Annotated in this window: 23 protein-coding genes and 1 riboswitch; of the genes, 14 read left to right on the top strand and 9 right to left on the bottom strand. The window is 69.8% G+C overall.

The window, feature by feature from the left end; genetic code table 11:
- Positions 1–18: 18 nt before the first annotated feature.
- Positions 19–1,491 carry a DNA-3-methyladenine glycosylase 2 family protein gene (locus LOZ83_RS06515; protein WP_236789262.1) on the bottom strand — a complete coding sequence of 491 codons (1,473 nt, stop codon included), beginning with the start codon at positions 1,489–1,491 and terminating at the stop codon, positions 19–21.
- Between the two features lie 171 nt (positions 1,492–1,662).
- Here LOZ83_RS06515 and ychF point away from each other — a divergent pair, with 171 nt between their 5' ends.
- Positions 1,663–2,745, top strand: coding sequence for a redox-regulated ATPase YchF (gene ychF / locus LOZ83_RS06510; RefSeq protein WP_236789261.1), 1,083 nt, complete (start codon positions 1,663–1,665; stop codon positions 2,743–2,745).
- A gap of 42 nt (positions 2,746–2,787) precedes the next feature.
- On the opposite strand, the gene LOZ83_RS06505 is transcribed toward ychF, so the two are convergent.
- Complete coding sequence (locus LOZ83_RS06505) at positions 2,788–3,078, bottom strand: hypothetical protein (protein ID WP_236789260.1); 291 nt, start codon at positions 3,076–3,078, stop codon at positions 2,788–2,790.
- Positions 3,079–3,091: 13 nt separating this feature from the next.
- Here LOZ83_RS06505 and LOZ83_RS06500 point away from each other — a divergent pair, with 13 nt between their 5' ends.
- A complete protein-coding gene (locus LOZ83_RS06500) occupies positions 3,092–3,496 on the top strand; it encodes a hypothetical protein (RefSeq protein ID WP_236789259.1) in 405 nt (134 codons plus the stop codon).
- A 380-nt stretch (positions 3,497–3,876) separates the two neighbouring features.
- Here LOZ83_RS06500 and LOZ83_RS06495 read toward each other — a convergent pair whose 3' ends face one another.
- Positions 3,877–4,131 (bottom strand): hypothetical protein, encoded by a 255-nt coding sequence (locus tag LOZ83_RS06495; RefSeq protein WP_236789258.1) that lies wholly within the window; start codon positions 4,129–4,131, stop codon positions 3,877–3,879.
- Positions 4,132–4,194: 63 nt separating this feature from the next.
- The gene (locus tag LOZ83_RS06490) at positions 4,195–4,485 is read right to left on the bottom strand and encodes a 4a-hydroxytetrahydrobiopterin dehydratase (RefSeq protein ID WP_236789257.1); all 291 of its coding nucleotides are present in this window, start codon (positions 4,483–4,485) and stop codon (positions 4,195–4,197) included.
- A gap of 24 nt (positions 4,486–4,509) precedes the next feature.
- A riboswitch (TPP riboswitch) is annotated at positions 4,510–4,622 on the top strand.
- Positions 4,623–4,644: 22 nt separating this feature from the next.
- On the opposite strand from LOZ83_RS06490, the gene LOZ83_RS06485 reads away from it, so the two are divergent.
- Genes LOZ83_RS06485 through LOZ83_RS06475 form a run of 3 tightly spaced genes read left to right on the top strand, consistent with a single transcriptional unit; the run spans position 4,645 to position 8,293 of the window.
- Positions 4,645–5,691 carry a thiamine ABC transporter substrate binding subunit gene (locus LOZ83_RS06485; protein ID WP_236789256.1) on the top strand — a complete coding sequence of 349 codons (1,047 nt, stop codon included), beginning with the start codon at positions 4,645–4,647 and terminating at the stop codon, positions 5,689–5,691.
- On the top strand, positions 5,667–7,283 hold the full coding sequence (locus LOZ83_RS06480; protein ID WP_236789255.1) for an iron ABC transporter permease: 1,617 nt from the start codon (positions 5,667–5,669) through the stop codon (positions 7,281–7,283). The genes LOZ83_RS06485 and LOZ83_RS06480 overlap by 25 nt, the downstream gene beginning before the upstream one ends.
- A complete protein-coding gene (locus tag LOZ83_RS06475) occupies positions 7,283–8,293 on the top strand; it encodes an ABC transporter ATP-binding protein (RefSeq protein WP_236789254.1) in 1,011 nt (336 codons plus the stop codon). Before LOZ83_RS06480 ends, LOZ83_RS06475 begins: the two co-directional genes overlap by 1 nt.
- Here LOZ83_RS06475 and LOZ83_RS06470 read toward each other — a convergent pair.
- The 3 genes from LOZ83_RS06470 to LOZ83_RS06460 are packed head-to-tail and all read right to left on the bottom strand — an operon-like array spanning position 8,274 to position 11,208.
- On the bottom strand, positions 8,274–9,137 hold the full coding sequence (locus tag LOZ83_RS06470; protein ID WP_236789253.1) for an ABC transporter permease: 864 nt from the start codon (positions 9,135–9,137) through the stop codon (positions 8,274–8,276). The two genes, LOZ83_RS06475 and LOZ83_RS06470, sit on opposite strands and share 20 nt — an antisense overlap.
- A complete protein-coding gene (locus LOZ83_RS06465) occupies positions 9,134–10,144 on the bottom strand; it encodes an ABC transporter ATP-binding protein (protein WP_236789252.1) in 1,011 nt (336 codons plus the stop codon). Before LOZ83_RS06465 ends, LOZ83_RS06470 begins: the two co-directional genes overlap by 4 nt.
- Positions 10,141–11,208: a sigma-E factor regulatory protein RseB domain-containing protein gene (locus LOZ83_RS06460; RefSeq protein WP_236789251.1), complete on the bottom strand. Its 1,068-nt coding sequence runs from the start codon at positions 11,206–11,208 to the stop codon at positions 10,141–10,143. Before LOZ83_RS06460 ends, LOZ83_RS06465 begins: the two co-directional genes overlap by 4 nt.
- A gap of 144 nt (positions 11,209–11,352) precedes the next feature.
- On the opposite strand from LOZ83_RS06460, the gene LOZ83_RS06455 reads away from it, so the two are divergent.
- The 5 genes from LOZ83_RS06455 to LOZ83_RS06435 are packed head-to-tail and all read left to right on the top strand — an operon-like array spanning position 11,353 to position 14,503.
- Positions 11,353–12,057: a response regulator transcription factor gene (locus tag LOZ83_RS06455; RefSeq protein ID WP_236789250.1), complete on the top strand. Its 705-nt coding sequence runs from the start codon at positions 11,353–11,355 to the stop codon at positions 12,055–12,057.
- A 14-nt stretch (positions 12,058–12,071) separates the two neighbouring features.
- Positions 12,072–13,370 (top strand): cell wall metabolism sensor histidine kinase WalK, encoded by a 1,299-nt coding sequence (locus LOZ83_RS06450; RefSeq protein ID WP_236789466.1) that lies wholly within the window; start codon positions 12,072–12,074, stop codon positions 13,368–13,370.
- Positions 13,367–13,768 carry a (deoxy)nucleoside triphosphate pyrophosphohydrolase gene (locus LOZ83_RS06445; RefSeq protein WP_236789249.1) on the top strand — a complete coding sequence of 134 codons (402 nt, stop codon included), beginning with the start codon at positions 13,367–13,369 and terminating at the stop codon, positions 13,766–13,768. The genes LOZ83_RS06450 and LOZ83_RS06445 overlap by 4 nt, the downstream gene beginning before the upstream one ends.
- 34 nt (positions 13,769–13,802) lie before the next feature.
- Complete coding sequence (locus LOZ83_RS06440; protein ID WP_236789248.1) at positions 13,803–14,063, top strand: type II toxin-antitoxin system Phd/YefM family antitoxin; 261 nt, start codon at positions 13,803–13,805, stop codon at positions 14,061–14,063.
- Positions 14,060–14,503, top strand: coding sequence for a type II toxin-antitoxin system VapC family toxin (locus LOZ83_RS06435; protein WP_236789247.1), 444 nt, complete (start codon positions 14,060–14,062; stop codon positions 14,501–14,503). Before LOZ83_RS06440 ends, LOZ83_RS06435 begins: the two co-directional genes overlap by 4 nt.
- On the opposite strand, the gene trpS is transcribed toward LOZ83_RS06435, so the two are convergent.
- Positions 14,500–15,462, bottom strand: a complete 963-nt coding sequence (gene trpS, locus LOZ83_RS06430) for a tryptophan--tRNA ligase (protein WP_236789246.1) — start codon at positions 15,460–15,462, stop codon at positions 14,500–14,502. The two genes, LOZ83_RS06435 and trpS, sit on opposite strands and share 4 nt — an antisense overlap.
- A gap of 254 nt (positions 15,463–15,716) precedes the next feature.
- Here trpS and LOZ83_RS06425 point away from each other — a divergent pair, with 254 nt between their 5' ends.
- Positions 15,717–16,022 (top strand): YciI family protein, encoded by a 306-nt coding sequence (locus LOZ83_RS06425; RefSeq protein ID WP_236789245.1) that lies wholly within the window; start codon positions 15,717–15,719, stop codon positions 16,020–16,022.
- Here the strand turns inward: LOZ83_RS06425 and LOZ83_RS39705 are convergent.
- Positions 16,019–16,153, bottom strand: coding sequence for a hypothetical protein (locus tag LOZ83_RS39705; RefSeq protein WP_255823102.1), 135 nt, complete (start codon positions 16,151–16,153; stop codon positions 16,019–16,021). The genes LOZ83_RS06425 and LOZ83_RS39705 overlap by 4 nt on opposite strands.
- A gap of 143 nt (positions 16,154–16,296) precedes the next feature.
- Between LOZ83_RS39705 and typA the strand changes: the two genes are divergently transcribed.
- From typA to LOZ83_RS06410, 3 genes are all read left to right on the top strand, one after another.
- Positions 16,297–18,195, top strand: a complete 1,899-nt coding sequence (gene typA, locus LOZ83_RS06420; RefSeq protein WP_236789244.1) for a translational GTPase TypA — start codon at positions 16,297–16,299, stop codon at positions 18,193–18,195.
- A gap of 140 nt (positions 18,196–18,335) precedes the next feature.
- Entirely contained in the window at positions 18,336–20,060 is a 1,725-nt protein-coding gene (locus LOZ83_RS06415; protein WP_236789243.1) for an ABC transporter family substrate-binding protein, read from the top strand.
- A 192-nt stretch (positions 20,061–20,252) separates the two neighbouring features.
- Entirely contained in the window at positions 20,253–22,043 is a 1,791-nt protein-coding gene (locus LOZ83_RS06410) for an ABC transporter family substrate-binding protein (RefSeq protein ID WP_236789242.1), read from the top strand.
- The last annotated feature ends 105 nt before the right edge of the window (positions 22,044–22,148 follow it).

Here is a 22,148-nt window from a genome sequence, read left to right as displayed (position 1 = left end):
GATGGTCTCGGACGGGGTTCAGGCGCTGCGCCACAGGTACATGCCGGCGTAGCTGCGCCAGGGTCGCCAGGCCTGGGAGTGTTCGGTGAGATCCGCGATGCCCAGGGCCGCCGCTCCCTTGCGGACCACCAGGTCGTCGGTGAGGAGCAGGTCCGGGGCGCCGAGCACGCGCATGACCACGTAGTCGGCGGTCCACGGCCCGATGCCGGGCAGGGCGAGCAGTTCCGCGCGGAGCTGGTCGGCGTCGCGGCCGACGTGCACCTCGACGGCGCCTGTGGCGAGCGCCTCGGCGGCGGCGCAGATCGCCTCGATCCGCCGCTTCGGTCCGCGCAGGACCTCGCGGCCCCGGTCGGTGACGGCTTCGGGCGTGGGGAACAGCGTGCCCCAGGGGAGCTGCTCGCCGAGCGCTTCGGCAAGCCGGCCGGCTGCCGTCCGTGCTGCGGCGACCGACACCTGCTGGCCGAGTATCGCGCGCAGCAGGAGCTCCGGGCCGTCGACGGCGCCGGGTACCCGGATGCCCGGTGCCGCGGCGACGGCCGGGGCCAGGGCGGCGTCGGCGGCGAGCACGCGCTGGACTGCCTCGGGGTCGGCGTCGAGGTCGAGCAGGCGGCGGGTCCGCGCGACAGCGCTGCCGAGGTCGCGCACATCCGCGAGGTGCAGCTCGCAGCGGATGTGGCCGTCCTGCGGGGTGAGCGCGATGCTGCCCGGCCCGTGGGGCAGGCGCAGCGTGCGACCGTAGCCGCCGTCGCTGGCCCACTCGACGCCCGGCACCGCGCGGGCCGCGAGAAAACCGAATATGCCGTTGTGGTCGAACGGCTGGCGATACGGCAGGCGCAGGCTCAGCCTGGTGCCGGTCGTCTCGTCGGCGTGCGCGTCGTCCGGGCGGCCTCGTGACGCTGTCGCAGATGCGCGCAGCTGCGACGGGGTGCGGGCGAAGACTTCGCGGATGGTGTCGTTGAACTGGCGGACGCTCGCGAACCCGGCGGCGAACGCGACGTCGGCGAGCGGCAGCTCGGACAACTCGATCAGCAGGCGCGCGGAGTGGGCGCGATGGGCACGGGCCAGCGCCAGCGGGCCCGCGCCCAGCTCTGCCGTGAGGACGCGGCCGAGCTGGCGCTCCGAGTAGCCCAGGCGGTGCGCCAGGCCAGGCACGCCTTCACGTTCGACGACCCCGTCGGCGATCAGGCGCATCGCGCGGGCGGCGAGATCGGCGCGAAGGTTCCACTCCGGCGAGCCGGGCACCGCGTCCGGCAGGCATCTGCGGCACGCGCGGAAACCGCTGGACTGGGCGGCGGCCGAGGTCGGGTAGAACCGCACGTTGGCGGCCTTCGGGGTGAGCGCGGGGCAGGAAGGACGGCAGTAGATGCCGGTGGTCTTGACGGCCACGATGAACTGCCCGTCGAAGCGGGCGTCGCGGGACGCGACCGCGCGGTAGCAGCTCTCCGCGTCTCGCCAGAGCGCCTGTCCGGCGGGGGTGGCTACGGCTGTCATGCCTCCGATCCTGCCAGCAGGTCAGACGCCTGACTGGCGGGAATCCGACACGGCGATGATCGAGCTGGTCGCGGGCTCGGCCGGCGGTCACCAGGTGGCACCTTCGCCGGCGATGGTCCGGCACAACCGGCGGCCGGGGCGTCCGCGTGGCGCAAACTAGACTGTTCGTTCGTGAGCCTCACCCTCGGCATCGTCGGACTGCCCAACGTCGGCAAGTCCACCCTGTTCAACGCACTTACCCGCAACGACGTGCTCGCCGCGAACTACCCGTTCGCCACGATCGAGCCCAACGTCGGGGTGGTGCCGCTGCCCGACGGCCGGCTGGACAAGCTCGCCGAGGTGTTCCACTCCGAGCGGACCGTGCCGGCCGTGGTGTCCTTTGTGGACATCGCGGGCATCGTGAAGGGCGCGTCCGAGGGCGCCGGGCTCGGCAACAAGTTCCTCGCGAACATCCGCGAGGCGAACGCGATCTGCCAGGTCATCCGCGTCTTCGACGACCCCGACGTGGTGCACGTCGACGGCCGCGTGGACCCGTCGTCCGACGTCGAGACGATCAACACCGAGCTGATCCTCGCGGACCTGCAGACGCTGGAGAAGGCCCTGCCGCGCCTGGAGAAAGAGGCGCGCACCAAGAAAGAGAACCGGCCCACGCTGGAGGCGGCGCAGCAGGCCAAGGAGATCCTCGACAGCGGCCGCACGCTCTTCTCCGCGCAGAAGGAGGTCGACGGCAGCCTCCTGCGCGAGCTGAGCCTGCTGACCACCAAGCCCTTCCTGTACGTGTTCAACGCCGACGAGGGCGTGCTCACCGATGACACCCAGCGTGCGGAGCTGGCCAAGCTGGTCGCGCCCGCGGACGCGGTGTTCCTCGACGCCAAGATCGAGGCCGAGCTGCTGGAGCTGGACGACGAGGAGTCCGTCCGCGAGCTGCTGGAGTCCGTCGGCCAGCCCGAGCCGGGGCTGGCCGCGCTGGCCCGCGCCGGGTTCCACACCCTCGGCCTGCAGACTTACCTCACCGCGGGCCCGAAGGAGGCTCGCGCGTGGACGATCCCGAAGGGCGCGACCGCACCGCAGGCCGCCGGCGTGATCCACACCGACTTCGAACGCGGGTTCATCAAGGCCGAGGTGGTCTCCTTCGACGACCTCTTGGAGGCCGGTTCGATGGCCTCCGCCCGCGCCGCGGGCAAGGTCCGGATGGAGGGCAAGGACTACGTCATGGCCGACGGTGACGTGGTCGAGTTCCGCTTCAACGTCTGAATCGTGACCCACCGCCGGGGATGGTGGCGGCGGGCCACGGGCTCAACAGGTCACGGAGACCTTCGCGCCGGAGAGGAATGAGACGTGCACGTGGTCGTAATGGTTCGCGGTCGTGCTGCCGCGGTCTTCCATTGCCGACCAGCCGCTGCCGTCGTTATAGCGCTGCCGCCAGATCACGTATTTCACGCCTAGCCGAGACTGGTTCGCGAGGACGTAATCCGCCAGGCGGTTTCCGGTCGCGGTGTCCACCATGAAATCCAGGGCGAGACCGTTCGGGTGATCGCTTTCGCCGCCGCGAGCCGCGCGGCCGAAGATCGTGTCGACGCCGAACATGGCCTTCAGGTAGTTGCCCGCCTGGGCGGCGGCAGGCTGTGCCCCGGCCAGCACGGTTGAGCATGCGCGTCCTGCGGCCGTCGCCGACGCCGATGTGGTCGGCGGCTTTGTGGCCGGCGGTTTTGTGCTGGTCTTCGGCGACACGCTGGTCGACCGAGGGGTCGTCGTGGACGGCGAAGACGGCGGTGGTGGGGGCGGCGGGGGTATCGTGCTGCTGGTCGACAACGAGGTCGTGGGCGGCGGGGGAGCCTTCAGTTCGGCCGCGGCCAGGCTCGGTGCGTCACGCTGCAACGGACCTCCCGCGATCCAGATCGTGAACCCCAGGAGAAACGCCGCCCCGAGCGCGATAACGACCGGAAGAATGCGCAATCGCGATCTTGACCTATGTCGACCCACCATTGTGAAGCACCATTCTTGATACTGACAGTAATTGTTCTGTGACCGCCTCGTTATTGGAGGAACCGACGTCACGTTACGAATCGAATGGGGTGAAGTCACTAGTTCGGTGAGAAGCGGCACAGATCAACAGGCGAACAAAAGACCCCGCTTTGGGTCGAATGGCCTAAAGCGGGGTCCGATGTGTGATCGGGGTGAGGGTCTCAGCCGGTGAAGCCCGAGAACCCGAGCAGGATGACGATCAGCAGTGTGACGGTCGTGGCGATGCCGGCGACCCATGCGCGCTGGCCGGCGGACAGGGCGGGGATGGACCTGTTCATGGCGTTCCCTGGGGTTGGAGCAGCGGATTCCGGGGGTGAAACCGCCTTGATCTCGAACCCTGTTACAGCACTGTGTCCTAAATCACTTCATGGAGTGCCGGCCTCGCGCTGTGTACCAGACCACCGCCCCCGCGGCGCCGATCATCAGCACGAAAGCCAGCCCGCCGACGACGATCGCGCGCGTTTCGCTCGGCGGCTGTTCAGCCGCGCTTTCCGGGTGCGCCGTCCTCGGCGCCGCGGCGCCCGGCGTGCCGTTTTCCGCTGCCTGTGCGAACCCGCCGAACAGCAGCGTGAACACCGCCACCAGCCCGGCGAGCCTGATCATGATCTTCGACATGGTGCGTTCCCTCCGTAAGGGCAACGCACCCGGCCCCGCGCCATGTTGCCGCGGTTGCCGAGATCACAGCTGGTCGACGACCCCGTCGATCTCGGTCGCCAGCGACACGTCCTTCGCGGTGAGCCCGCCCGCGGAGTGCGTGCTCAGCCGGAACGTCAGCGTCCGCCAGCGGATGTCGATGTCCGGATGGTGGTCGGCGCTCTCCGCGATCTCCGCGACCCGGTTCACCACCTGGATCGCCTGCGGGAAGCTGGCCAGCTCCGCCGTGCGCGCCAGTACATCACCTTCGCGCTTCCAGTACGGCAGCTTGGTCAAGGCCGCCACGATTTCGTCCTCGTTCAGTAGCTTCGCCATCACTCCATCGTGACGGGTACGCTGCACGGTTGCCACGGGAGTCCGGCGCGGGCCGGGCTGAGAGGCGGGCCGCCGGCCCGCGACCGTTCGCACCTGATCCGGATCATGCCGGCGCAGGGAGGCCCTGGGTCCTCCTGCCGGTGAGCGCGAGGAGGGCCCATGAGAGGCAAGTGGAGCACGGCGGTCGTGCTCGGCCTCACCGCCGCACTGACCACCGGCTGCACGCTCGTCGGCAGCGGCTCGGCGAACTCCGCGTCCACGGTCACGCTGGTCACGCACGACTCCTGGGCCGCGCCGCAGCAGGTGCTCGACGCCTTCCTGCAGCAGACCGGCATCAAGCTCGAGGTGCTCAAGAAGGGCGACGCCGGTGCGCTCACCAACTCGCTCGTGCTGACCAAGGCCAACCCGATCGGCGACGTGGCGTACGGCGTCGACTCGACGTTCGCCTCGCGGGCGCTCAGCGAGGGCGTCTTCGACGCCTACACGAGCCCGGAGGCCGATCGCGGGCCGCAGCGCTACCTGGCCGACGCCCAGCACCGGCTCTCCGCGGTCGATGTCGGCGACGTGTGCCTCAACATCGACACGAACTGGTTCGCGCAGAAGGGCATTCCCGCCCCGGCGAGCTACGACGACCTCACCGATCCGCAGTACAAGGACCTGCTCGTCGTGGAGAACCCCGCGACGTCGTCGCCCGGGCTCGCGTTCCTGCTCGGCACCATCGCGAAGTACGGCGAGCAGGGCTGGCAGGGCTACTGGCAGAAACTGAAGGACAACGGCGCGAAGGCCGACAGCGGCTGGGAAGAGGCCTACAGCCAGGACTTCTCCGGATCGTCCGGCAAGGGCCCGCGGCCGATCGTCGTCTCCTACGCGTCCTCGCCCGCCGCGGAGATCGGCAACGACGGCAAGCCGCGCACCAAGGCCCTGCTCGACACCTGTTACCGCCAGGTCGAGTACGCCGGGGTGCTGCACGGCACCAAGCAGCCGGAGAAGGCGCAGAAGGTCATCGACTTCCTGCTGTCGCAACAGTTCCAGACGACGGTCGCGGAGAACATGTACGTCTACCCGGCTCGCCAGGGTGTCGCGCTGCCGAAGGGGTGGGCCGAGGCGGCGCCGCTCCCGCCGAACTCCGCGACGCTGCCGGGCGACCAGGTGCAGGCCGGGCGTGAGCGGTGGATCGGCCAATGGCGTTCGCTGCTCGGCCAGTAAGCCGCGCCGGCCTCGGCCTGCTGGCGCTCGTCCCGCTCGGGTTCCTGGTCGTCTTCTTCGCGTGGCCGGTGCTGGCGATCCTGAAACGCGGGTTCAGCGGCAACGGTGTGCTGACCGCGCTCGCCCAGGGCGAGACGTGGCGGCTCACCTGGTTCACCGTCGCGCAGGCCGCCGGCTCGACGCTCCTCGCGGTGCTCGCCGGGATGCCGCTGGCCTTCGTGCTCGCGCGCGTGCGGCTGCCCGGAGTCGCGGTGCTGCGGACCCTCGTGCTGGTGCCGTTCGTGCTGCCGACGGTCGTGGTGGGGCTCGCGTTCCGTGCACTGTGGACGGACGGCGGGGTGCTGTCGATCGTGCTCGCCAACGCGTTCTTCAACGTCGCGGTGGTCGCCCGGACCGTCGCCGGGCTCTGGTCGCACCTCGACTCCCGCGCCGAGGACGCCGCCAGGGCGCTCGGCGCGTCGCGGTGGCGGGCGTTCCGCTCGGTCACGCTGCCCGCGCTGCTGCCCGCGATCACGTCGGCCGCCGCGGTCGTTTTCCTCTTCTGCGCCACCAGCTTCGGTGTCGTCCTGGTGCTCGGCGGTGGCCGCTTCCGCACCCTGGAGACCGAGATCTACCTGCGCACCGAGAACCTCCTCGACCTCACGGGCGCCGCCGCACTGTCGCTCGTGCAGATCGCCGCGGTGCTCGCCGTGCTAGTGCTTGGGGCGGCCGCGCGTCGCCGCCGGGAGACCGCGCTGAAACTGCGGGCACGCCGGGAGAGTGCGCGGCGTCCGGTGAAGGGCGAATGGTGGGTCGTCGCAGCCGCCATCGCCGTCGTCGCGTTGCTGCTGACGCCGATTGTCGCACTCCTGATCCGTTCGGTGTCCACTGAGGACGGTTGGAGTCTCGCCGGGTACAAGGCGTTGTCCAGCACCGGAAACGACGGCACGCTCCAGATCTCCGGGTGGGGCGCCGCGGTGAACTCGTTGCTCACGGCGACCGACGCCACCGTGCTCGCCTTGGTGATCGGCGTGACGGCATCGGTGCTCGTCGTGACGCTGCGTCGCGCGCCCGGCCGGGTTTCCCACGGGCTGGCGGAAGGCCTGGACACCGCGCTGATGTTGCCGCTCGGCGTCTCCGCCGTCACCGTCGGTTTCGGTTACCTGGTCACGCTCGACGCGTTGCCCGGCGACCTGCGGACCTCGCCGCTGCTCGTGCCGCTCGCGCAGGCGCTCGTGATCATCCCGCTCATCGTGCGCATGGTGCTGCCGGTGCTGCGCTCCATCGACGACCGGCTGCGGCAGGCCGCCGCGACGCTCGGCGCCGGGCCGGTGCGGGTGTGGCGGGAGATCGACGTGCCGCTCGCGATCCGGTCCGTGGTCGCGGCGGCGGGCTTCGGTTACGTCGTCGCGCTCGGTGAGTTCGGTGCGACGAGTTTCCTTGCCCGGCCCCAGACTCCGACGCTGCCGGTCGCGATCGCGTCGCTCATCGGGCGGCCGGGCGAGCTGAACAACCAGATGGCCTACGCGGCCTGCGCGCTGCTGATGCTGGTGACCGCGGCCGCCGTGGTCGTGATCGACCGGTTCGGCTCCGGCCGGGTGGGGGAGTTCTGATGGCGCTTTCCGTGCAGGACCTGACCGTCCACTATGGATCGTTCACGGCGGTCCGCAACGCCGAACTCGACATCGCCGACGGTGAGGTGCTCGCGCTGCTCGGTCCGTCCGGCTCCGGCAAGTCGACACTGCTGCGCGCGATCACCGGGCTGGAGCCACTCGCGGGCGGCAAGATTCGCTGGGACGGCGAGGATCTCGCGGAAGTGCCGGTGCACGAACGTGGTTTCGGCCTGGTGTTCCAGGACGGTCAGCTGTTCCCGCATCGCGACGTCGCCGGCAACATCGCGTTCGGCTTGCGCATGCGCAGGATGCCCGCGAAGCAACGAACCCAGCGGGTGTGCAGCCTCCTGGATCTGGTGGGGCTCAATGGGTACGAGCGACGCAGGGTGACCGAACTGTCGGGCGGGGAGGCGCAACGGGTCGCGCTCGCGCGGGCACTCGCCCCCGAACCGCGGTTGCTGCTGCTCGACGAACCACTGTCCGGTTTGGACGCCGGGCTCCGTGAGCAGCTCGCCGTCGAACTCGCCGAAGTGTTGCGTAGCGCGAAGATCACCACGTTGCTGGTCACGCACGACCAGGAAGAGGCGTTCACGTTCGCCGACCGGGTCGCCGTGCTGCGCGCCGGTGAGATCCGTCAGATCGGTGCTGTGCGCGAGGTGTGGCGGCGGCCGGCCGACGACGAGACCGCCGCTTTCCTCGGTGTGACGACGTTCTTCGACGGCCATGCCAAGGACGGCGTGCTCACCTTCCCGCTCGGCACGCTGGCCCGCGACGAACCCGACGGCCCGATAAGGATCGGCCTGCGGCCGCAGGCCTTACATCCCGCGGCTAACGGAATCCCGGGTGAGATCGTGTCCAAAGTGCACCGTCGCGACCACGTCCGGCTGCGGGTGCACACCGCCGGTACCGCGGTGGACGCGGTCGCGCCGGTGGACGCCGACCTCGACCCGGGCGACGAGATCCGGCTCGGACTCGACGAGCAGGCGGTCGTCAGCCGTCCTTCGTCGTGATGCGGGCGTAGGCGAGGCCGAGCCCGATCACCAGGTAGCAGACCGCGCGGATGACGCCCTCTGTGAGCCCCGAACTCGGCATCGGATCCCGCAGCACGTCGACGAGTGCGTCCCAGGACTTGGGCAGCAGGAACGGATGCAGCCACGACACGGACGACAGCAGGAGCAGCACCGTCGACACGATCGTGCCCGCCAGTACCGAGACCACGACCAGCATCGGATGTTCCGTGCAGGCCGAGATCGCCAGCGCGACCGCGCCGACCGCCCACAGTTGCAGCGTCACCCAGCCGACGGCGATCGCGATGTGGCCGAGCGCCGCGCCGAACGACAAAGTGGTGCCGGACAACGTGAACAGCGAACCGGTGCCGTTCATGACCAGCCCCGCGAGCAGGCCGACCACCGCCATCAGCAGCACGGCGGCGAGCGTGAACGTGGCCACGCCGAGCGCCTTCACCGTCAGCAGGCGGCCGCGGCTCACCGGCGCGAGCAGCCACCCGCGCAGCGTGCCGTGCGACAGTTCGCCGGCGATCGCGTCGCCCGCGGACATCGCGGTGGTCAGTGGCAGCAACAGGTTCAGCGTCACGATCAGCACGGCGACCGGCAGGACCAGCGCGTTGGCGGTGGCGCTGGTCAGCAGCGCGTCCCCGCCGTTGCCCGGCCCGTTGTCGGTCGAGCGGCCGACCCCCAGTGCGATCGCGACGATCACCGGGATCAGGGCGAGCAGCCCGAGCACGATGAGCGTGCGCGGCCGGCGGAAGATCCAGCGCAGCTCCGCCAGGTACAGGCGGGGCAGCGGGACGCTGGTGCGCTTCGGTGCCGCCGCGGGCAGGGTCGCCGTCGTCATCGCGTCACCTCGTCCACTTCGGACAGTCTGTCGGGTTCGGTCTCGTGCTGGGTCAGCCGCGCGAACAGGTCCTCGAGACCGGTACGCTCGCGCTTGACCTCGTGCACCGCGACGCCGGCACGCACCAGCGCCTCGACCACATGTGGCGCGGTCGCCGTGGTGAGATCGGCGCGGACGCCGTCCGGCACCAGCTTGCCCGGGATCCGGTTTTCCCGCAGCGCTTCCAATGCCTTGTCACCGTCCGGAGTGGACACTACAACGCCGGGGCTGCCGGACTCCAGCAGCTCGTTCAGCTCGCCCTGCGCGACCACCGTCCCGTCGTGCAGCACGGCCACGTGCGTGCAGGTCGCCTCGACCTCGGCGAGCAGATGCGAGGAAACCAGCACGGTCACCCCGTCGGCGTGCAGCTCGGCGATGATGGTGCGGATCTCCCGGGTACCCGCCGGGTCGAGGCCGTTGGTCGGCTCGTCCAGCACGACCATCCGCCGCGGCACGAGCAGCGCGCCGGCCAGGCCGAGCCGCTGCTTCATGCCGAGCGAGTACCCCTTGTACCGGCGATGTGCCGCGCCGGCGAGGCCGACCCGCTCCAGCGAGTTCTCCACCGCCCGCGGGATGTCCGAAGTGGACAGATGTGGTTCGGCGGCGGCCAGCCGGCGCAGGTTCTCCCGGCCGGACAGGAACGGGTGGAAGCCCGGGCCTTCGACGAGCGCGCCGACGTCCGGCAGCGCGTGCCGCGCGTTCTCCGGCATCCGCCTGCCGAGCAGTTCCACCTCGCCTTCCGTCGGGCGGACCAGGCCGAGCAGCATCCGGATCGTGGTGGTCTTGCCGGACCCGTTCGGCCCGAGCATGCCCAGCACCGCGCCCTCGGGCACGTCCAGATCGACCTGGTCCACCGCGACGGTGCTCCGGTACACCTTGCGCAACCCCCTGGTCCGCGCGGCGAGTGCCGGAGCCGGGGCGGGCGTCGTGACGCCCGCCCCGTGCTCGGTGTCGAACGACGTGGTCACTTGGCGCTCAGCGCGTCACTCAGCGCCTGCTCGGTGACCGCGCCGGCGGCGAACCGGCCGTCATCGGTGATCAGCGCGCTGCCGACCTTCGTGGTGATCAGGTAACCGGTACCGTACGGCCCGCTGACCTGCTTGCCGAACTGACGCAGCAGCGCCGTCGGGTCCATCGACTGGCCGTTCTTGCCCCGCTGCGGGTGGCCCTGCTGCGGCGCGAGCGCGTCCGGCGAGAACGTCCCGGTGACCACCGTGTCCCAGCCGTCGCCGACGATCTTCGGCTCGTCCTTCGTCGGTGCGGCGTGCTCACGCACGTCCGGCTGCTTCTCGGTGACCTTCGCGCCCTGCGGCGGGGTGAACTGGAACTCGCTCGCCGGCTGCGCGGCGAACTCGATGTCGCTGAACGCGACCTGCAGCGCCGGGTCGGCGGTGCCGTAGGTCATCACCGCGAGCCGCAGCGGCACCCGCTTCTCGGCGTCGACCGCGACGCGCACCTCGCGCAGCACGGTGTGCTCGGTCGGCTTCGGCGTCAGGACCAGCTCGTAGGCCGCGCGGCCCGCGACGCGCGCGGTGCCCTCGACGCTCACGGTGCTGCTCTCGCGGACCTTCGCCACCAGCTGCGTCGCCGCGGCCGCCGGGTCGGTCGGGACGTCCGAGGGCTGCTGCGCCATGTCCGGCTGCAGCGTGGACTTGTTCGCGGTGTTGTCCTTCGAGCTGTACGTCCACACCGTGGTTCCGTTGCGCACCACGGTGGTGTCGGCGCTGCCCTGCTCGACGGTGAGCTTGCTGTTGCCGTTGCCGTCGTTGTAGACGTGCGCGGCGTCGATGTTGACGTTGACACCCCCGGGCAGCGCGGACACCGGCAGCCCCAGGTTGTTGTCCACCTGAACCGTGCCGTCCAGCGCGGGCGTCTTGGTGGACAGCACCGACTGCACGAGCTCCTCGGCGCTGATCGACGGCAGCTGCGGCGCCTCGCCCGCGCTCGCCGGCATCGCCAGCCAGGCGAGCCCCGCGGCCCCGACCGCGGAGGCCGCGACGGCCGCCGTGATGGCTTTCGTCTTCGGTTGCATCGAAACACTCCCTGTGTCGGCGAGCACCAGTGTGCTCGTTCCCCGCCGAGAACGCTCCTCCCCGGGGCCTGAGATGGCCCTGAGACGCTGAGAGAGCGCTGAGAACGGGCGCGCGGCCAGCGAAAACGGTGCATTCTGGGCAGCGTGAAGCCTCGGGTACTGGTGGTGGACGACGAGCCGGGTGTGCGCAAGGCGCTGCATCGCGGGCTGCGCGCGGAGGGCATGGACGTGGTCACCGCCGCGGACGGGCCGGCGGGCCTGCGGCTGGCGCAGACCGGGTCGTTCGACGTGCTGCTGCTGGACATCATGCTGCCGGGCCTGTCCGGCTACCGCGTGCTGCAGCAGCTGCGGGCCGAGGGTATCCGCACGCCGGTGCTGATGATTTCGGCGAAGGACGGCGAGGTCGACCAGGCGGATGGACTGGACCTGGGCGCGGACGGGTACCTCGTGAAACCGTTCTCGTTCGTCGTGCTGGTCGCGCAGGTGCGCGCGGTGCTGCGGCGTGCGCAGGGGGACGCGGCGCGCGGGCCCCTGCGGATCGGCGGGCTCGTCGTGGACCGGGCGGCGCGGCAGGTGCGCTGGCACGACGACCCGGTTTCGCTCAGCCCGCGCGAGTTCGGGCTGCTGGAGGTGCTCGTCGGCCGGGCGGGCACGGTCGTCACGAAGGACGAGCTGCTGCGCGCGGTCTGGGGTGACGAGCAGGCGGCGACGCGCAACGTCGTCGAGGTCTATGTCGGGTACGTGCGGCGAAAGCTCGACGCGGTGGGCGCCGGTTCGCTGGTGCGGACCGTGCGCGGGCACGGGTATCTCGCGTCCGACGCGCAGCTGGACGAGGTCCTCCCGGGGTGATCTCGCGCTGGCCGATGTGGCTCCGCATCACCGTGCCCGCCGCGATCGTGACGCTGGCGGTGCTGGTCGCGCTCGCGGTGGTCGCCGGGCGCGGCCTGGGCCCGCTGCGGCTGTCGTCGGTCGATCACGAACTCGGCGAGGCGCTCGGGCCCGCGGCCGCGGCGGTTTCGGCGGGCCGCCCGCCCGCGCCCGTGGACGGCGTGATCCTGCGCGTGCTCGACACGGCCGGCGGCCCCCTGGACGGCGGACCCCCGCCGGCGCATCTTGGGCCGGGCGAGATCCGGGCGCTCGAGTCCGGCACGTCTGTCCACAATGGAACGATGTACTGGCGTGGCTCCGTCGTCACGACGCCGGACGGTTCGCTGCGGCTGGTCGCCGCCGGCACCGGCCTGGTCGGGTTGAACTCGGCGGTGCGGATGGGTTCGCACTGGCTGCTGTGGGCGGCGCTGATCGGCGCGATAGTCGCCGCCGCGGCCACCTGGCTGATCGTGCGGACCGCGCTGCGGCCGGTCGGGCGGATGCGCCGGTCGTTGCGGGCGCTGCCGGCCGGGGAGCGGCTGCCGGTGCCCGAGGCGCACGACGAGCTGCGCGCCCTCGCCGCCGATTTCAACGCTTTGCTTGCGCGGCAAGAAGAAGTGAGCCAGCGGCTGCGGCGGTTCACCGGCGACGCCGCGCACGAGCTGCGCTCACCCGTCGCGTCCATCCGGGTACAGGCCGAGGTCGCCGTCGCGAACCCGGATCCCGAGCTGGCGCAGGAAACGCTCGCCGACATCCTCGCCGAGGCGGAACGGTTTTCGGCGCTGCTGGACCAGTTGCTGACGCTGGCGCGGTCCGACGCGGGGGAGGTGCAGCCGGCGGAACCGGTCGAGCTCGTCACCGAAGCCCGCGCCGCGGTGAAGCGCATGCCGCCGGGTTCCGTCGCGGCGCGGGTCAACGGCGTGGTCGGCTCGGCCTGGGCGTACGCGGCGCACGCGGAGGTCGAGCTGGTGCTGAACAACTTGCTGCGCAACGCCTGCCGGTACGCGCGGTCACAGATCGTGGTTTCCGTGCTGGCCGGGCATTCGACGGTGCGGGTGGTGGTCGACGACGACGGGCCCGGGGTGCCGCCGGAGCACCGTGAACGGGTTTTCGACCGGTTCTACCGGGTTTCCGACGATCGGGCGCGGTCCTCCGGCGGCAGCGGGCTGGGGCTGGCGATGGTGGCGGAGGCGGTGCGGCGGCGTGGCGGCCGGGTCACCGTGGGCGAGTCGCCGGAGGGCGGTGCCCGCTTCCAGGTGATGTGGCGGCGAGCCGGTAACGTCTCCGCTTCGTGAAGGCGCGAGTGATCGTCGGTGCGGCCATAGTCCGGGGCGATGCGCTGCTCGCGCAGCAGCGGGCGTACCCGCCGGAGGTGGCCGGGCGGTGGGAACTGCCTGGCGGGCGGGTCGAAGCCGGGGAGACCGAACCCGAGGCGCTGCGCCGGGAATGCGTCGAGGAACTGGGTGTCGAGGTGACCGTCGGCGACCGGGTCGGCGGCGACGTCCCGCTGCGGGCGAACCTCGTGCTGCGGGTGTACGCCGCCGCGCTGACCGACCCGTCCGCGCGGCCGAAGGCGTTGGAGCACAAGGGACTTCGGTGGATCACGGCGTCGGCGCTGGACCGCCTGCCGTGGCTGCCGGCGGATCTGGAGTTGCTTCCCGCACTGCGGGAGCTGCTGCGGGGTGTACACTAGATTCGTTGAAGGGTACACCGTTGAAAGGCTGACGATGGCGAAGCACGGCACGAAGGAATACCGCCGGGACATGGCGGCGATCCACGACGAGGTCGTCCGTACCGGAGAACCGGCCGTCATCACCAAGGACGGCAAGCCCTACGTGCGGATCGTGCCCGAGACGGACGACTCGACCCTCCGGGCGCTGGCCGACGCCGGAGTGGTGATCATGCCCTCGCACCGGCGCATCGCCGTCGAGCCGATCGATGCGGGTGGCGACGACTCGACGGAGATCATCGCGGACAACCGCCGGTGATCCTGGTCGCCGACGCCTCGTTCGCGGCGAAAGTCATGCTGCAGGAGGACGGCACCGATATCGCGCTGCGGTGGTGGGCCGACGATGCGGTGACCTGGGTCGCGCCGAGCATCATCGCGGCGGAGGTCGAGGCCGCGCTCGGCGTGCACCAGCGAAGTCATCCCCGCGTGTTCACCAGGTCCCGGCGGAAGCTCGCGTCGACCACCTGGGCGAGCATGCTCGACGGGATCGTGCTGCACATGGTGGACAGGTCGCTGGCCGACCTCGCCGTGCGGCTGATCCAGGATCACGGCCCGCTTCGCGGTGCGGACGCCTGTTATGTCGCCGTGGCGTTGAAGGCGGCTGAGGAGCCCGGCGCGGAGGTCGTCCTCGGCTCGTTCGACCGGCAGCAGCGTCGAGCGGCCTCCGCGACGGGCATCCCGTTGACCACGCTCCCTTAGCCCGCCCCGATCAGCCGCAGCGCCGAGCTGAGGCGGTGCTCGCCGCGTTCCGCGGCACGGGTCGCACCCGCCTTGCGCACCCGGTCCAGCTCCACCGGATCCGCCAGTAGCGACAGTGTTCGCTCGCGGATCGGCCGGAGCGTTTCGATCACCGCGTCGGCGACGGCCTCCTTCAATTGCCCGTACGACGTGTGCGCGGCCGCGGCCTCCTGTGGCGTCACTCCCGTGCAGGCGCCCAGGATCTCCAGCAGGTTCGACACGCCTGGCCGGTCGTCCGGCGAGTACGCCGGCACCGAATGCGCGTCCGTCACCGCGCGACGGATCTTCCGGCGGATCAGGTCCGGCTCGTCGAGCACGAACACGACCCCGGCCGAGTCGCGAGTGGACTTCGACATCTTCCGCGCCGGGTCCGCGAGATCACGCACCCGCGCGCCGGTCAGCGGCAGCACCGGGCGGGGCACCGTGAACACCTCGCCGTAGGTCGAGTTGAACCGCCGCGCGAGCGCCCTGGCCAGTTCGACGTGCTGGCTCTGGTCCTCGCCGACCGGCACCTCGTCCGCGCCCAGCAACAGGATGTCCGCGGCCATCAGCACCGGATACGTCAGCAGGCTCAGCCGCACCCCGGACCGGCCACCGGCCTTTTCCTTGAATTGGATCATTCGGGCCGCCTCGCCATAACTGCAGGTGCATTCCAGTGCCCAGGTCAGCGCACCGAGCTCGCGGGCGAGATCGGATTGGACGAAAACGCGTTCCGGTGCAATTCCGGCGGCGATCAGGACGGCGAGCATCTCGCTCGCCCGGGCACGCAACGCGGCCGGATTGTGCGTTGTCGTCATCGCGTGAAGATCGGCGACGAAATACAGGTCATCGGCCCCGCCCCCGGCGGCCCAGCGCGCGATCGCGCCGAGGTGGTTGCCGAGCTGGGTGTGGCCCGATGGAGTGATGCCGGACAGTCTCATTCGTGGTCCTCGTCGGTCGCGCCGCCCGCGTAAACGACCTTGGCACACAAGGAAGGCCGCCCACGCGGGGCGGCCTCGGTCTCTGTGTCAGCGCACAGCGGTCAGCCGCCCGAAGGCGGCCACCACAGTCCTGCGAAGCTGCGCATGCCCGCACTTTACCCCATGTGGAAATCCTTTACCGGCCGATAACCGATGTGATCGATCGATCGCGGATCGCGACCTCCGGCATGCCGAAACGGGTCTACCGTCAAATTATGTACGTTGTCCTGCTGACCTATAAGGCGCCCATCGAAGAAGTCGACTATCTGCTGCCCGACCACACCCAGTGGCTCGACAGGCATTTCAAGGCCGGGGAATTCCTCGCCGCCGGCCGCCAGCTCCCGCGGGACGGCGGGGTGATCATCGCGCGGCACATGTCGCGGGCGAAGCTGGACGCGATCCTGTGCATGGATCCGCTCTTCGCCGAGCATCTGGCGACCCATCAGGTGATCCAGTTCTCGCCGACACGCACGGCCCCGGAACTGCGGCTGCTCAACGAGTTGCTGCCGCAGAGCGCCTAAGCGGCGGCCTTTGCCTTCTGCAGCGCGAGCACCGGGCACTTCTTGCAGCGGCTCTTCGACCGGCAGCACTTCTTCTTGACCTTGCCGGCCTTCATGAGGTGCCGCACCACCGCCCGCGGATCCTTGCCCATCGGATTAGGTTAGGCGAAGCTAACTACGCGTAGACCGTGGTGCTGGTCACAAGGGGGTCAAGGGTATTCTGGGAGAGACTGCCCGTGGCCAAAGCCGGCCGCCGGCGTCTCCCTCAGACCTCTTAGTAGCCAGGAGCCTTCGCGTGCCCGCAGCAACCGCCGAGAAGGTCCGCACGGACCTGCGCAACGTCGCCATCGTGGCGCACGTGGACCACGGCAAGACCACCCTGGTCGACGCCATGCTCCGCCAGTCCGGCGCGTTCGCCGAGCGTGCCGAGGTCGTCGACCGTGTCATGGACTCCGGTGAGCTCGAGCGCGAAAAGGGCATCACCATCCTGGCCAAGAACACCGCCATCCACCGCCAGACCCCGGACGGCGCGGTGACCATCAACGTCATCGACACCCCCGGCCACGCCGACTTCGGCGGCGAGGTCGAGCGCGGGCTGTCCATGGTGGACGGTGTCGTGCTGCTCGTCGACGCCAGCGAGGGCCCGCTGCCGCAGACCCGCTTCGTGCTGCGCAAGACGCTCGAGGCGGGCCTGCCGGTGATCCTGGTGGTCAACAAGGTCGACCGGCCGGACGCGCGCATCGCCGAGGTCGTCGAGGAGACCCACGACCTGCTGCTCGACCTGGCGGGCGACATCGAGGACGCCGACCTCGACGCGGTCCTCGACCTCCCCGTCGTCTACGCCTCCGCGCGCGCCGGCAAGGCCAGTCTGGAGCAGCCCGCGGACGGCGGCCTGCCGGACAGTGAGAACCTCGACCCGCTGTTCGAGACGTTGCTGCGCCACGTGCCGCCGCCGGTCGGCGACTCCGACGCGCCGCTGCAGGCGCTGGTCACGAACCTCGACGCGTCGAACTTCCTCGGCCGGATCGCGCTGATCCGGATCCACGCGGGCAAGCTGCGCAAGGGCCAGACCGTGGCCTGGATGCGCGAGGACGGCTCCGTGCAGAACGTGCGCATCTCCGAGCTGCTGGTCACCGAGGCACTCACCCGCGTCCCGGCGACCGAGGCGTCGGCGGGCGAACTGGTCGCGATCGCGGGTATCCCGGAAATCACCATCGGTGACACCCTCGCCGACGCGGAGAACCCGGTGGCGCTGCCCCGGATCACCGTCGACGAGCCCGCCATCTCGATGACCATCGGCGTCAACACCTCGCCGCTCGCGGGCCGTAACGGTGGCGACAAGGTCACCGCGCGGCTGGTCAAGGCGCGGCTGGACGCCGAGCTGATCGGCAACGTGAGCATCAGGGTGCTGCCCACCGAGCGCCCGGACACCTGGGAGGTGCAGGGCCGTGGTGAGCTGGCGCTGGCCATCCTGGTCGAGCAGATGCGCCGCGAGGGCTTCGAGCTGACCGTCGGCAAGCCGCAGGTGGTCCTGCGCACGATCGACGGCAAGCTGCACGAGCCGTTCGAGCGGTTGTACATCGACTCGCCGGAGGAGCACCTCGGCGCGATCACGCAGCTGCTCGCCGCTCGCAAGGGCCGCATGGAGGACATGAGCGGCAACGGCACCGGCCGCATCAAGCTGAACTACGTGCTGCCCGCGCGCGGGCTGATCGGGTTCCGCACCGACTTCCTCACCGAGACGCGCGGTACCGGCATCGCGAACCACGTGTTCGAGGGCTACTTCCCGTGGGCGGGCGAGATCCGCACCCGGCACACCGGCTCGCTGGTCGCCGACCGGTCGGGCCCGATCACCGCGTACGCGATGATCCAGCTCGCCGACCGCGGCACGTTCTTCGTGGAGCCCGGTGCGGAGGTGTACGAGGGCATGGTCGTCGGGGAGAACCCGCGCGCCGAGGACCTCGACATCAACATCACCAAGGAAAAGAAGCTCACGAACATGCGCTCGTCCACCGGTGACGAGCTCGAGCGCCTCGCCCGCCCGCGCAAGCTGGGCCTGGAGGAGGCGCTGGAGTTCTGCGCTGTCGACGAGTGCGTCGAGGTCGCGCCGGACGTGGTCCGGGTGCGCAAGGTGACACTGGACATCAGCCAGCGCGCGAAGGAGCGTTCGCGGGCCAAGAGCCTGGCCCGGTAGCTCGCTTTCTCCGCGCGAAAGGAACCCCGTCCGGGTGGCTTACGTCCACCCGATACGGTGCCGGATGGCCTTGGTTAACTCGGTGGAGGGGTAACCCGGCCTTGTGGCAGCATCGTGGGCTCATCGCCTGGGGAGGCAGTGTGCGGACAAGCAGCGTGGCGGCACTCGTGCTGGTGCTCGCTGCCACGCTCGCGGCGTGCACGGCGACCCCGCCACCGCCGCTCGTGACCGCGCCCGCGGGGCCGTCCGCCAGCTCCGCGGCGCCCAGCCCGGCACAGATCGTGGTCGGTGTGGACGACATCATCGGCGGCTACAACCCGCACAACCTCGCCGACCAGTCGACGATCACCACCGCGCTCGCGCAACTGATGCTGCCGTCGGTGTTCCGCCAGTCCGACGACGGGCAGTACGAGCTCGACACCACGCTGATGCGCTCGGCCGCGGTGACCTCGGAGCAGCCGTTCACGGTGACCTACGAGATCCGCCCGGACGCCTCGTGGTCCGACGGCGCGCCGATCGCGGTCGAGGACTTCGCCTACCTCGCCGATTCCATGCGCGACCAGCCCGGCGTCGTCGAGCCGGCCGGGTACCGGCTCATCTCGAACATCCAGTCGAGCGAGGGCGGCAAGGGCGTCCAGGTGACGTTCTCACAGCCTTATCCAGGCTGGCGCACGTTGTTCTCCGACCTGTTACCCCAGCATCTGCTGAAGGACGCCCCAGGAGGCTGGCAGGGGGCATTACAGGGCAGTTTCCCGGCCTATGGCGGGCCGTTCTCCATCAAGCAGCTCGACACCGCGCGCGGCGAGATCATCATCGAGCGCAACGACCGCTACTGGGACAAGCCGGCCGCGATCGACCAGATCGTGCTGCGCCGGTCCGACGAGGCCGGGCTCGCGGCCGCGTTGCGCAGTGGCAACGAGCAGTTCGTGATGTCCCGTACCGACGCCACCGGGCTGAAACTGTTGCAGGACCTCGGTCCCGGCGTGCAGTCGCACACCGTCCCCAGCCCGCGGGTCGCCGATGTACTGCTGCGTCCGGTCAACGGCGCGCTCGTCGACGAGGACGTGCGGGCCGGGGTCGCCGCGCTCATCGACCGGAACAAGCTGATCGACGAAGGCGCCGCGGACGGCCCGTCGGCCGAGCTGCGCGCGGACGCCCAGGTCCTCGCGCCGTCGGTGCCGGGGTATGCCGCGACGATTCCCGCGAACGTGTCGGCGCCCGACCCGGCCGGGGCGGCGACCCTGCTGCAGCGTGCGGGCTACACCCAGGTGGCGGGTAGCTGGCGCCGGGACGGGAAACCGCTGTCGCTCGTCATCGCCTCGCCGGGCCAGCTCGAGCCGTACGCGCGTGTCGCGAAGGAGCTCGCGCGCCAGCTCACCGCGGCCGGGGTCCAGGTCACGACGATCAACCCGGAGCCGCGGGACCTGTTCTCGAACCTGCTGGCCATGCCCGTGAACCGGAGCGGGCAGCCGCCCGCGGACGGTTCGGGCAACGTGGCGGTGGACATCGCCGTCGTCCCGATGCCGGCCAGCGGGGATCCGGCCACGGTGCTGGCCTCGACTTTCAGCTGCCGCCCCGGTCAGCTCTCGGCCCCGACGACCACTCCGGTGGTGCCGGCCAATCCCGCCGGGGTGTGTGACGCCGAGCTGCAGCCCACCATCGACAACGCGCTCACCGGGCAGAAGACGCTCGCGGACGCGCTGGCCGAACTCGAGCCGAAGCTGTGGGCCCAGCACACGGTGATCCCGCTGTTCCAGCTGGCCGACACACTCGCGATCGGTTCGGGTATTACGGGCGTGACGCCGGGGCCCGCAATGGTTGGACCGTTTGGGTCAGCCGTCAATTGGACACGTGGCGGCAAGTAACCAACGTATGTCCTCATGTTAGCTAGAAGTCACCCTTTGGTCACAATCGTTCCCGGACTGGTGACTCCTTGTGCTCACCTTTCTAGCGTTCCACGGCAGTGCGCCGACGCGTGCATTCGGCGTGACATAGGCTCCCGCCTAACGCGCAGGAGCGGTGTGGGCGTTAGCCCAGTGCTAGGAGGGCACACATAAATGAGCAGATGGAAAGCAGTCTCGGCCGTCACCGTGGCCGCGACTGCCGCGCTTGTGCTGAGCGCCTGCAGTGGCGGCAGCGGTAGCGGTGGTACGGACCAGAACGGTTCGAGCACCGATGTCAAGAGCATGGCGGTCGGCAAGGCGGAAAACGTCAACGCCGGCACGTACAAACTGGGCGACGTACCGAGCTGGCCTGGTCCGGTCACGGTAGGCATCGATGATGCCTACTCGGCATACAACAACCAGACCCCGGACAGCAACACCTCGTACAACACCTACATCCTCACGGCGGTCCTCGCCGGGTCGGATGTGTTGGACGGCAACAACAAGGTGCTGCTGAACAACGATGTGCTCGACTCCTGGGACGTGACCTCCACGAGCCCGTACACCGTCACCTACAAGATCAAGCCTGGGGTGAAGTGGTCCGACGGTGCCCCCTGGAACTGCAAGGACTACTACCTGGCGTGGCTCGCCGGCAGTGGCAAGGTCAAGGACTTCAACGCGGCCTCCACCACCGGTTACGACCTGATCAGTGACGCGAAGTGCGTGGACGACCAGACCTTCGTCACCACCTACGCGCAGCCTTACGTCGACTACAAGGGCCTGTTCGACAGCGCCCAGATGCTGCCGGCGCACGTGCTGGAGCAGCAGACCGGTATCCCGGACATCACCAAGGTCACGCCGACCAGTGATCCCGCGACGCTGAAGAAGGCCGGTGACTTCTGGACCAATGGCTGGAAGGGCTTCAACGCCTCGATCATGCCGGCCTCGGGCCCGTACATGATCACCGCGTTCGACGAGAACCAGGGTGCGGTCACCCTGAAGAAGAACCCGAACTGGATCGGCGCCAAGGGCGGTCCGGAGACGGTCGTCGTCAAGAAGTTCTCGGACACGAAGGCGATGGCCACCGCGCTGCAGAACGGTGAGATCAACGTCGTCGCGTCGACGCAGCCGGACGCCACCGCCGCCGACACCCTCAAGGGTCTCTCGGCGCAGGGTGTGATCTACGGTTCGGCGCCGCAGCTGACCTACGAGCACCTGGACATGAACTACAAGAACGCGGTGCTCAAGGACGATGCCGCGCGCAAGGCGTTCTTCCAGGCGGTCAACCGGACCGAGGTCACGGACAAGCTGCTCAAGGAAGTCCAGGCGGACGTCACCCCGGACAACAGCCTGATCTGGACCCCGGGTGAGTCGAGCTACAAGGACGCCGGTTACGGCACCACCGCGGGCACCGGCGCCGCCGACGCGAAGAAGACGCTGGAGGCCGACGGCTGGACTCTGGGTGCCGACGGCATCTACCAGAAGAACGGCCAGCGGTACTCGGTGACGATTTCGCACAACAACAACACGCGGCGCGACCAGACGGTGGAGATCATCCAGTCGCAGGCCAAGGCCGCGGGTATCGAGATCAAGAACGACAACGACCCCACGTTCCTCAGTGGTGGCCGGGTCAGCACCGGTAACTGGGACATCGCCCTGTTCGGGTGGTCGCAGGCGCCGTTCAAGTCGCAGTCGCAGCCGATCTACTCGACCGGTGGTAGCCAGAACTACCAGGCGTACAGCGACACGAAGGTCGACGACGCGTTCAAGCAGGCTGTGGTGGCGACCGACGAGGCCACCGCGAACCAGCACTACGCGGACGCCGACAAGCAGATCGCCGCGGACTACGCGTCGCTGCCGCTGTTCGCCACGCCGTCGATGTGGGCCTTCTCGGGCATCCAGAAGGTGTACATGCAGTCGTACAACGGTGCGCTGTGGAACGTCGGTGAGTGGGAGCAGAAGTAGCCTTCCCGGCTGACCGATAACCCTGGCGGAATCCGGGGGCTCGGGGGTCACGAACCCCCGGCCCCCGGATTTCCATCGGAAGTAGCTGTCGACCGTTGGGCGACC

Source organism: Amycolatopsis sp. GM8 (genome assembly GCF_021653975.1).
Classification (GTDB): domain Bacteria; phylum Actinomycetota; class Actinomycetes; order Mycobacteriales; family Pseudonocardiaceae; genus Amycolatopsis_E.
Note: the sequence above shows the minus strand (reverse complement) of the source record. Positions and strands in the feature narration are given on the sequence as shown.

Bases quoted from the DNA above. Each gene is read 5' to 3' on its own strand.
- LOZ83_RS06480 (WP_236789255.1), top strand. From the start codon at position 5,667: ATGGCGTTCGCTGCTCGGCCAGTAAGCCGCGCCGGCCTCGGCCTGCTG.
- LOZ83_RS06470 (WP_236789253.1), bottom strand. From the start codon at position 9,137: ATGACGACGGCGACCCTGCCCGCGGCGGCACCGAAGCGCACCAGCGTC.
- LOZ83_RS06450 (WP_236789466.1), top strand. From the start codon at position 12,072: ATGTGGCTCCGCATCACCGTGCCCGCCGCGATCGTGACGCTGGCGGTG.
- LOZ83_RS06495 (WP_236789258.1), bottom strand. From the start codon at position 4,131: ATGTCGAAGATCATGATCAGGCTCGCCGGGCTGGTGGCGGTGTTCACG.
- LOZ83_RS06460 (WP_236789251.1), bottom strand. From the start codon at position 11,208: ATGCAACCGAAGACGAAAGCCATCACGGCGGCCGTCGCGGCCTCCGCG.
- LOZ83_RS06410 (WP_236789242.1), top strand. From the start codon at position 20,253: ATGAGCAGATGGAAAGCAGTCTCGGCCGTCACCGTGGCCGCGACTGCC.
- LOZ83_RS06505 (WP_236789260.1), bottom strand. From the start codon at position 3,078: ATGTTCGGCGTCGACACGATCTTCGGCCGCGCGGCTCGCGGCGGCGAA.
- LOZ83_RS06475 (WP_236789254.1), top strand. From the start codon at position 7,283: ATGGCGCTTTCCGTGCAGGACCTGACCGTCCACTATGGATCGTTCACG.
- LOZ83_RS39705 (WP_255823102.1), bottom strand. From the start codon at position 16,153: ATGGGCAAGGATCCGCGGGCGGTGGTGCGGCACCTCATGAAGGCCGGC.
- LOZ83_RS06490 (WP_236789257.1), bottom strand. From the start codon at position 4,485: ATGGCGAAGCTACTGAACGAGGACGAAATCGTGGCGGCCTTGACCAAG.
- LOZ83_RS06515 (WP_236789262.1), bottom strand. From the start codon at position 1,491: ATGACAGCCGTAGCCACCCCCGCCGGACAGGCGCTCTGGCGAGACGCG.
- trpS (WP_236789246.1), bottom strand. From the start codon at position 15,462: ATGAGACTGTCCGGCATCACTCCATCGGGCCACACCCAGCTCGGCAAC.
- LOZ83_RS06425 (WP_236789245.1), top strand. From the start codon at position 15,717: ATGTACGTTGTCCTGCTGACCTATAAGGCGCCCATCGAAGAAGTCGAC.
- LOZ83_RS06440 (WP_236789248.1), top strand. From the start codon at position 13,803: ATGGCGAAGCACGGCACGAAGGAATACCGCCGGGACATGGCGGCGATC.
- LOZ83_RS06485 (WP_236789256.1), top strand. From the start codon at position 4,645: ATGAGAGGCAAGTGGAGCACGGCGGTCGTGCTCGGCCTCACCGCCGCA.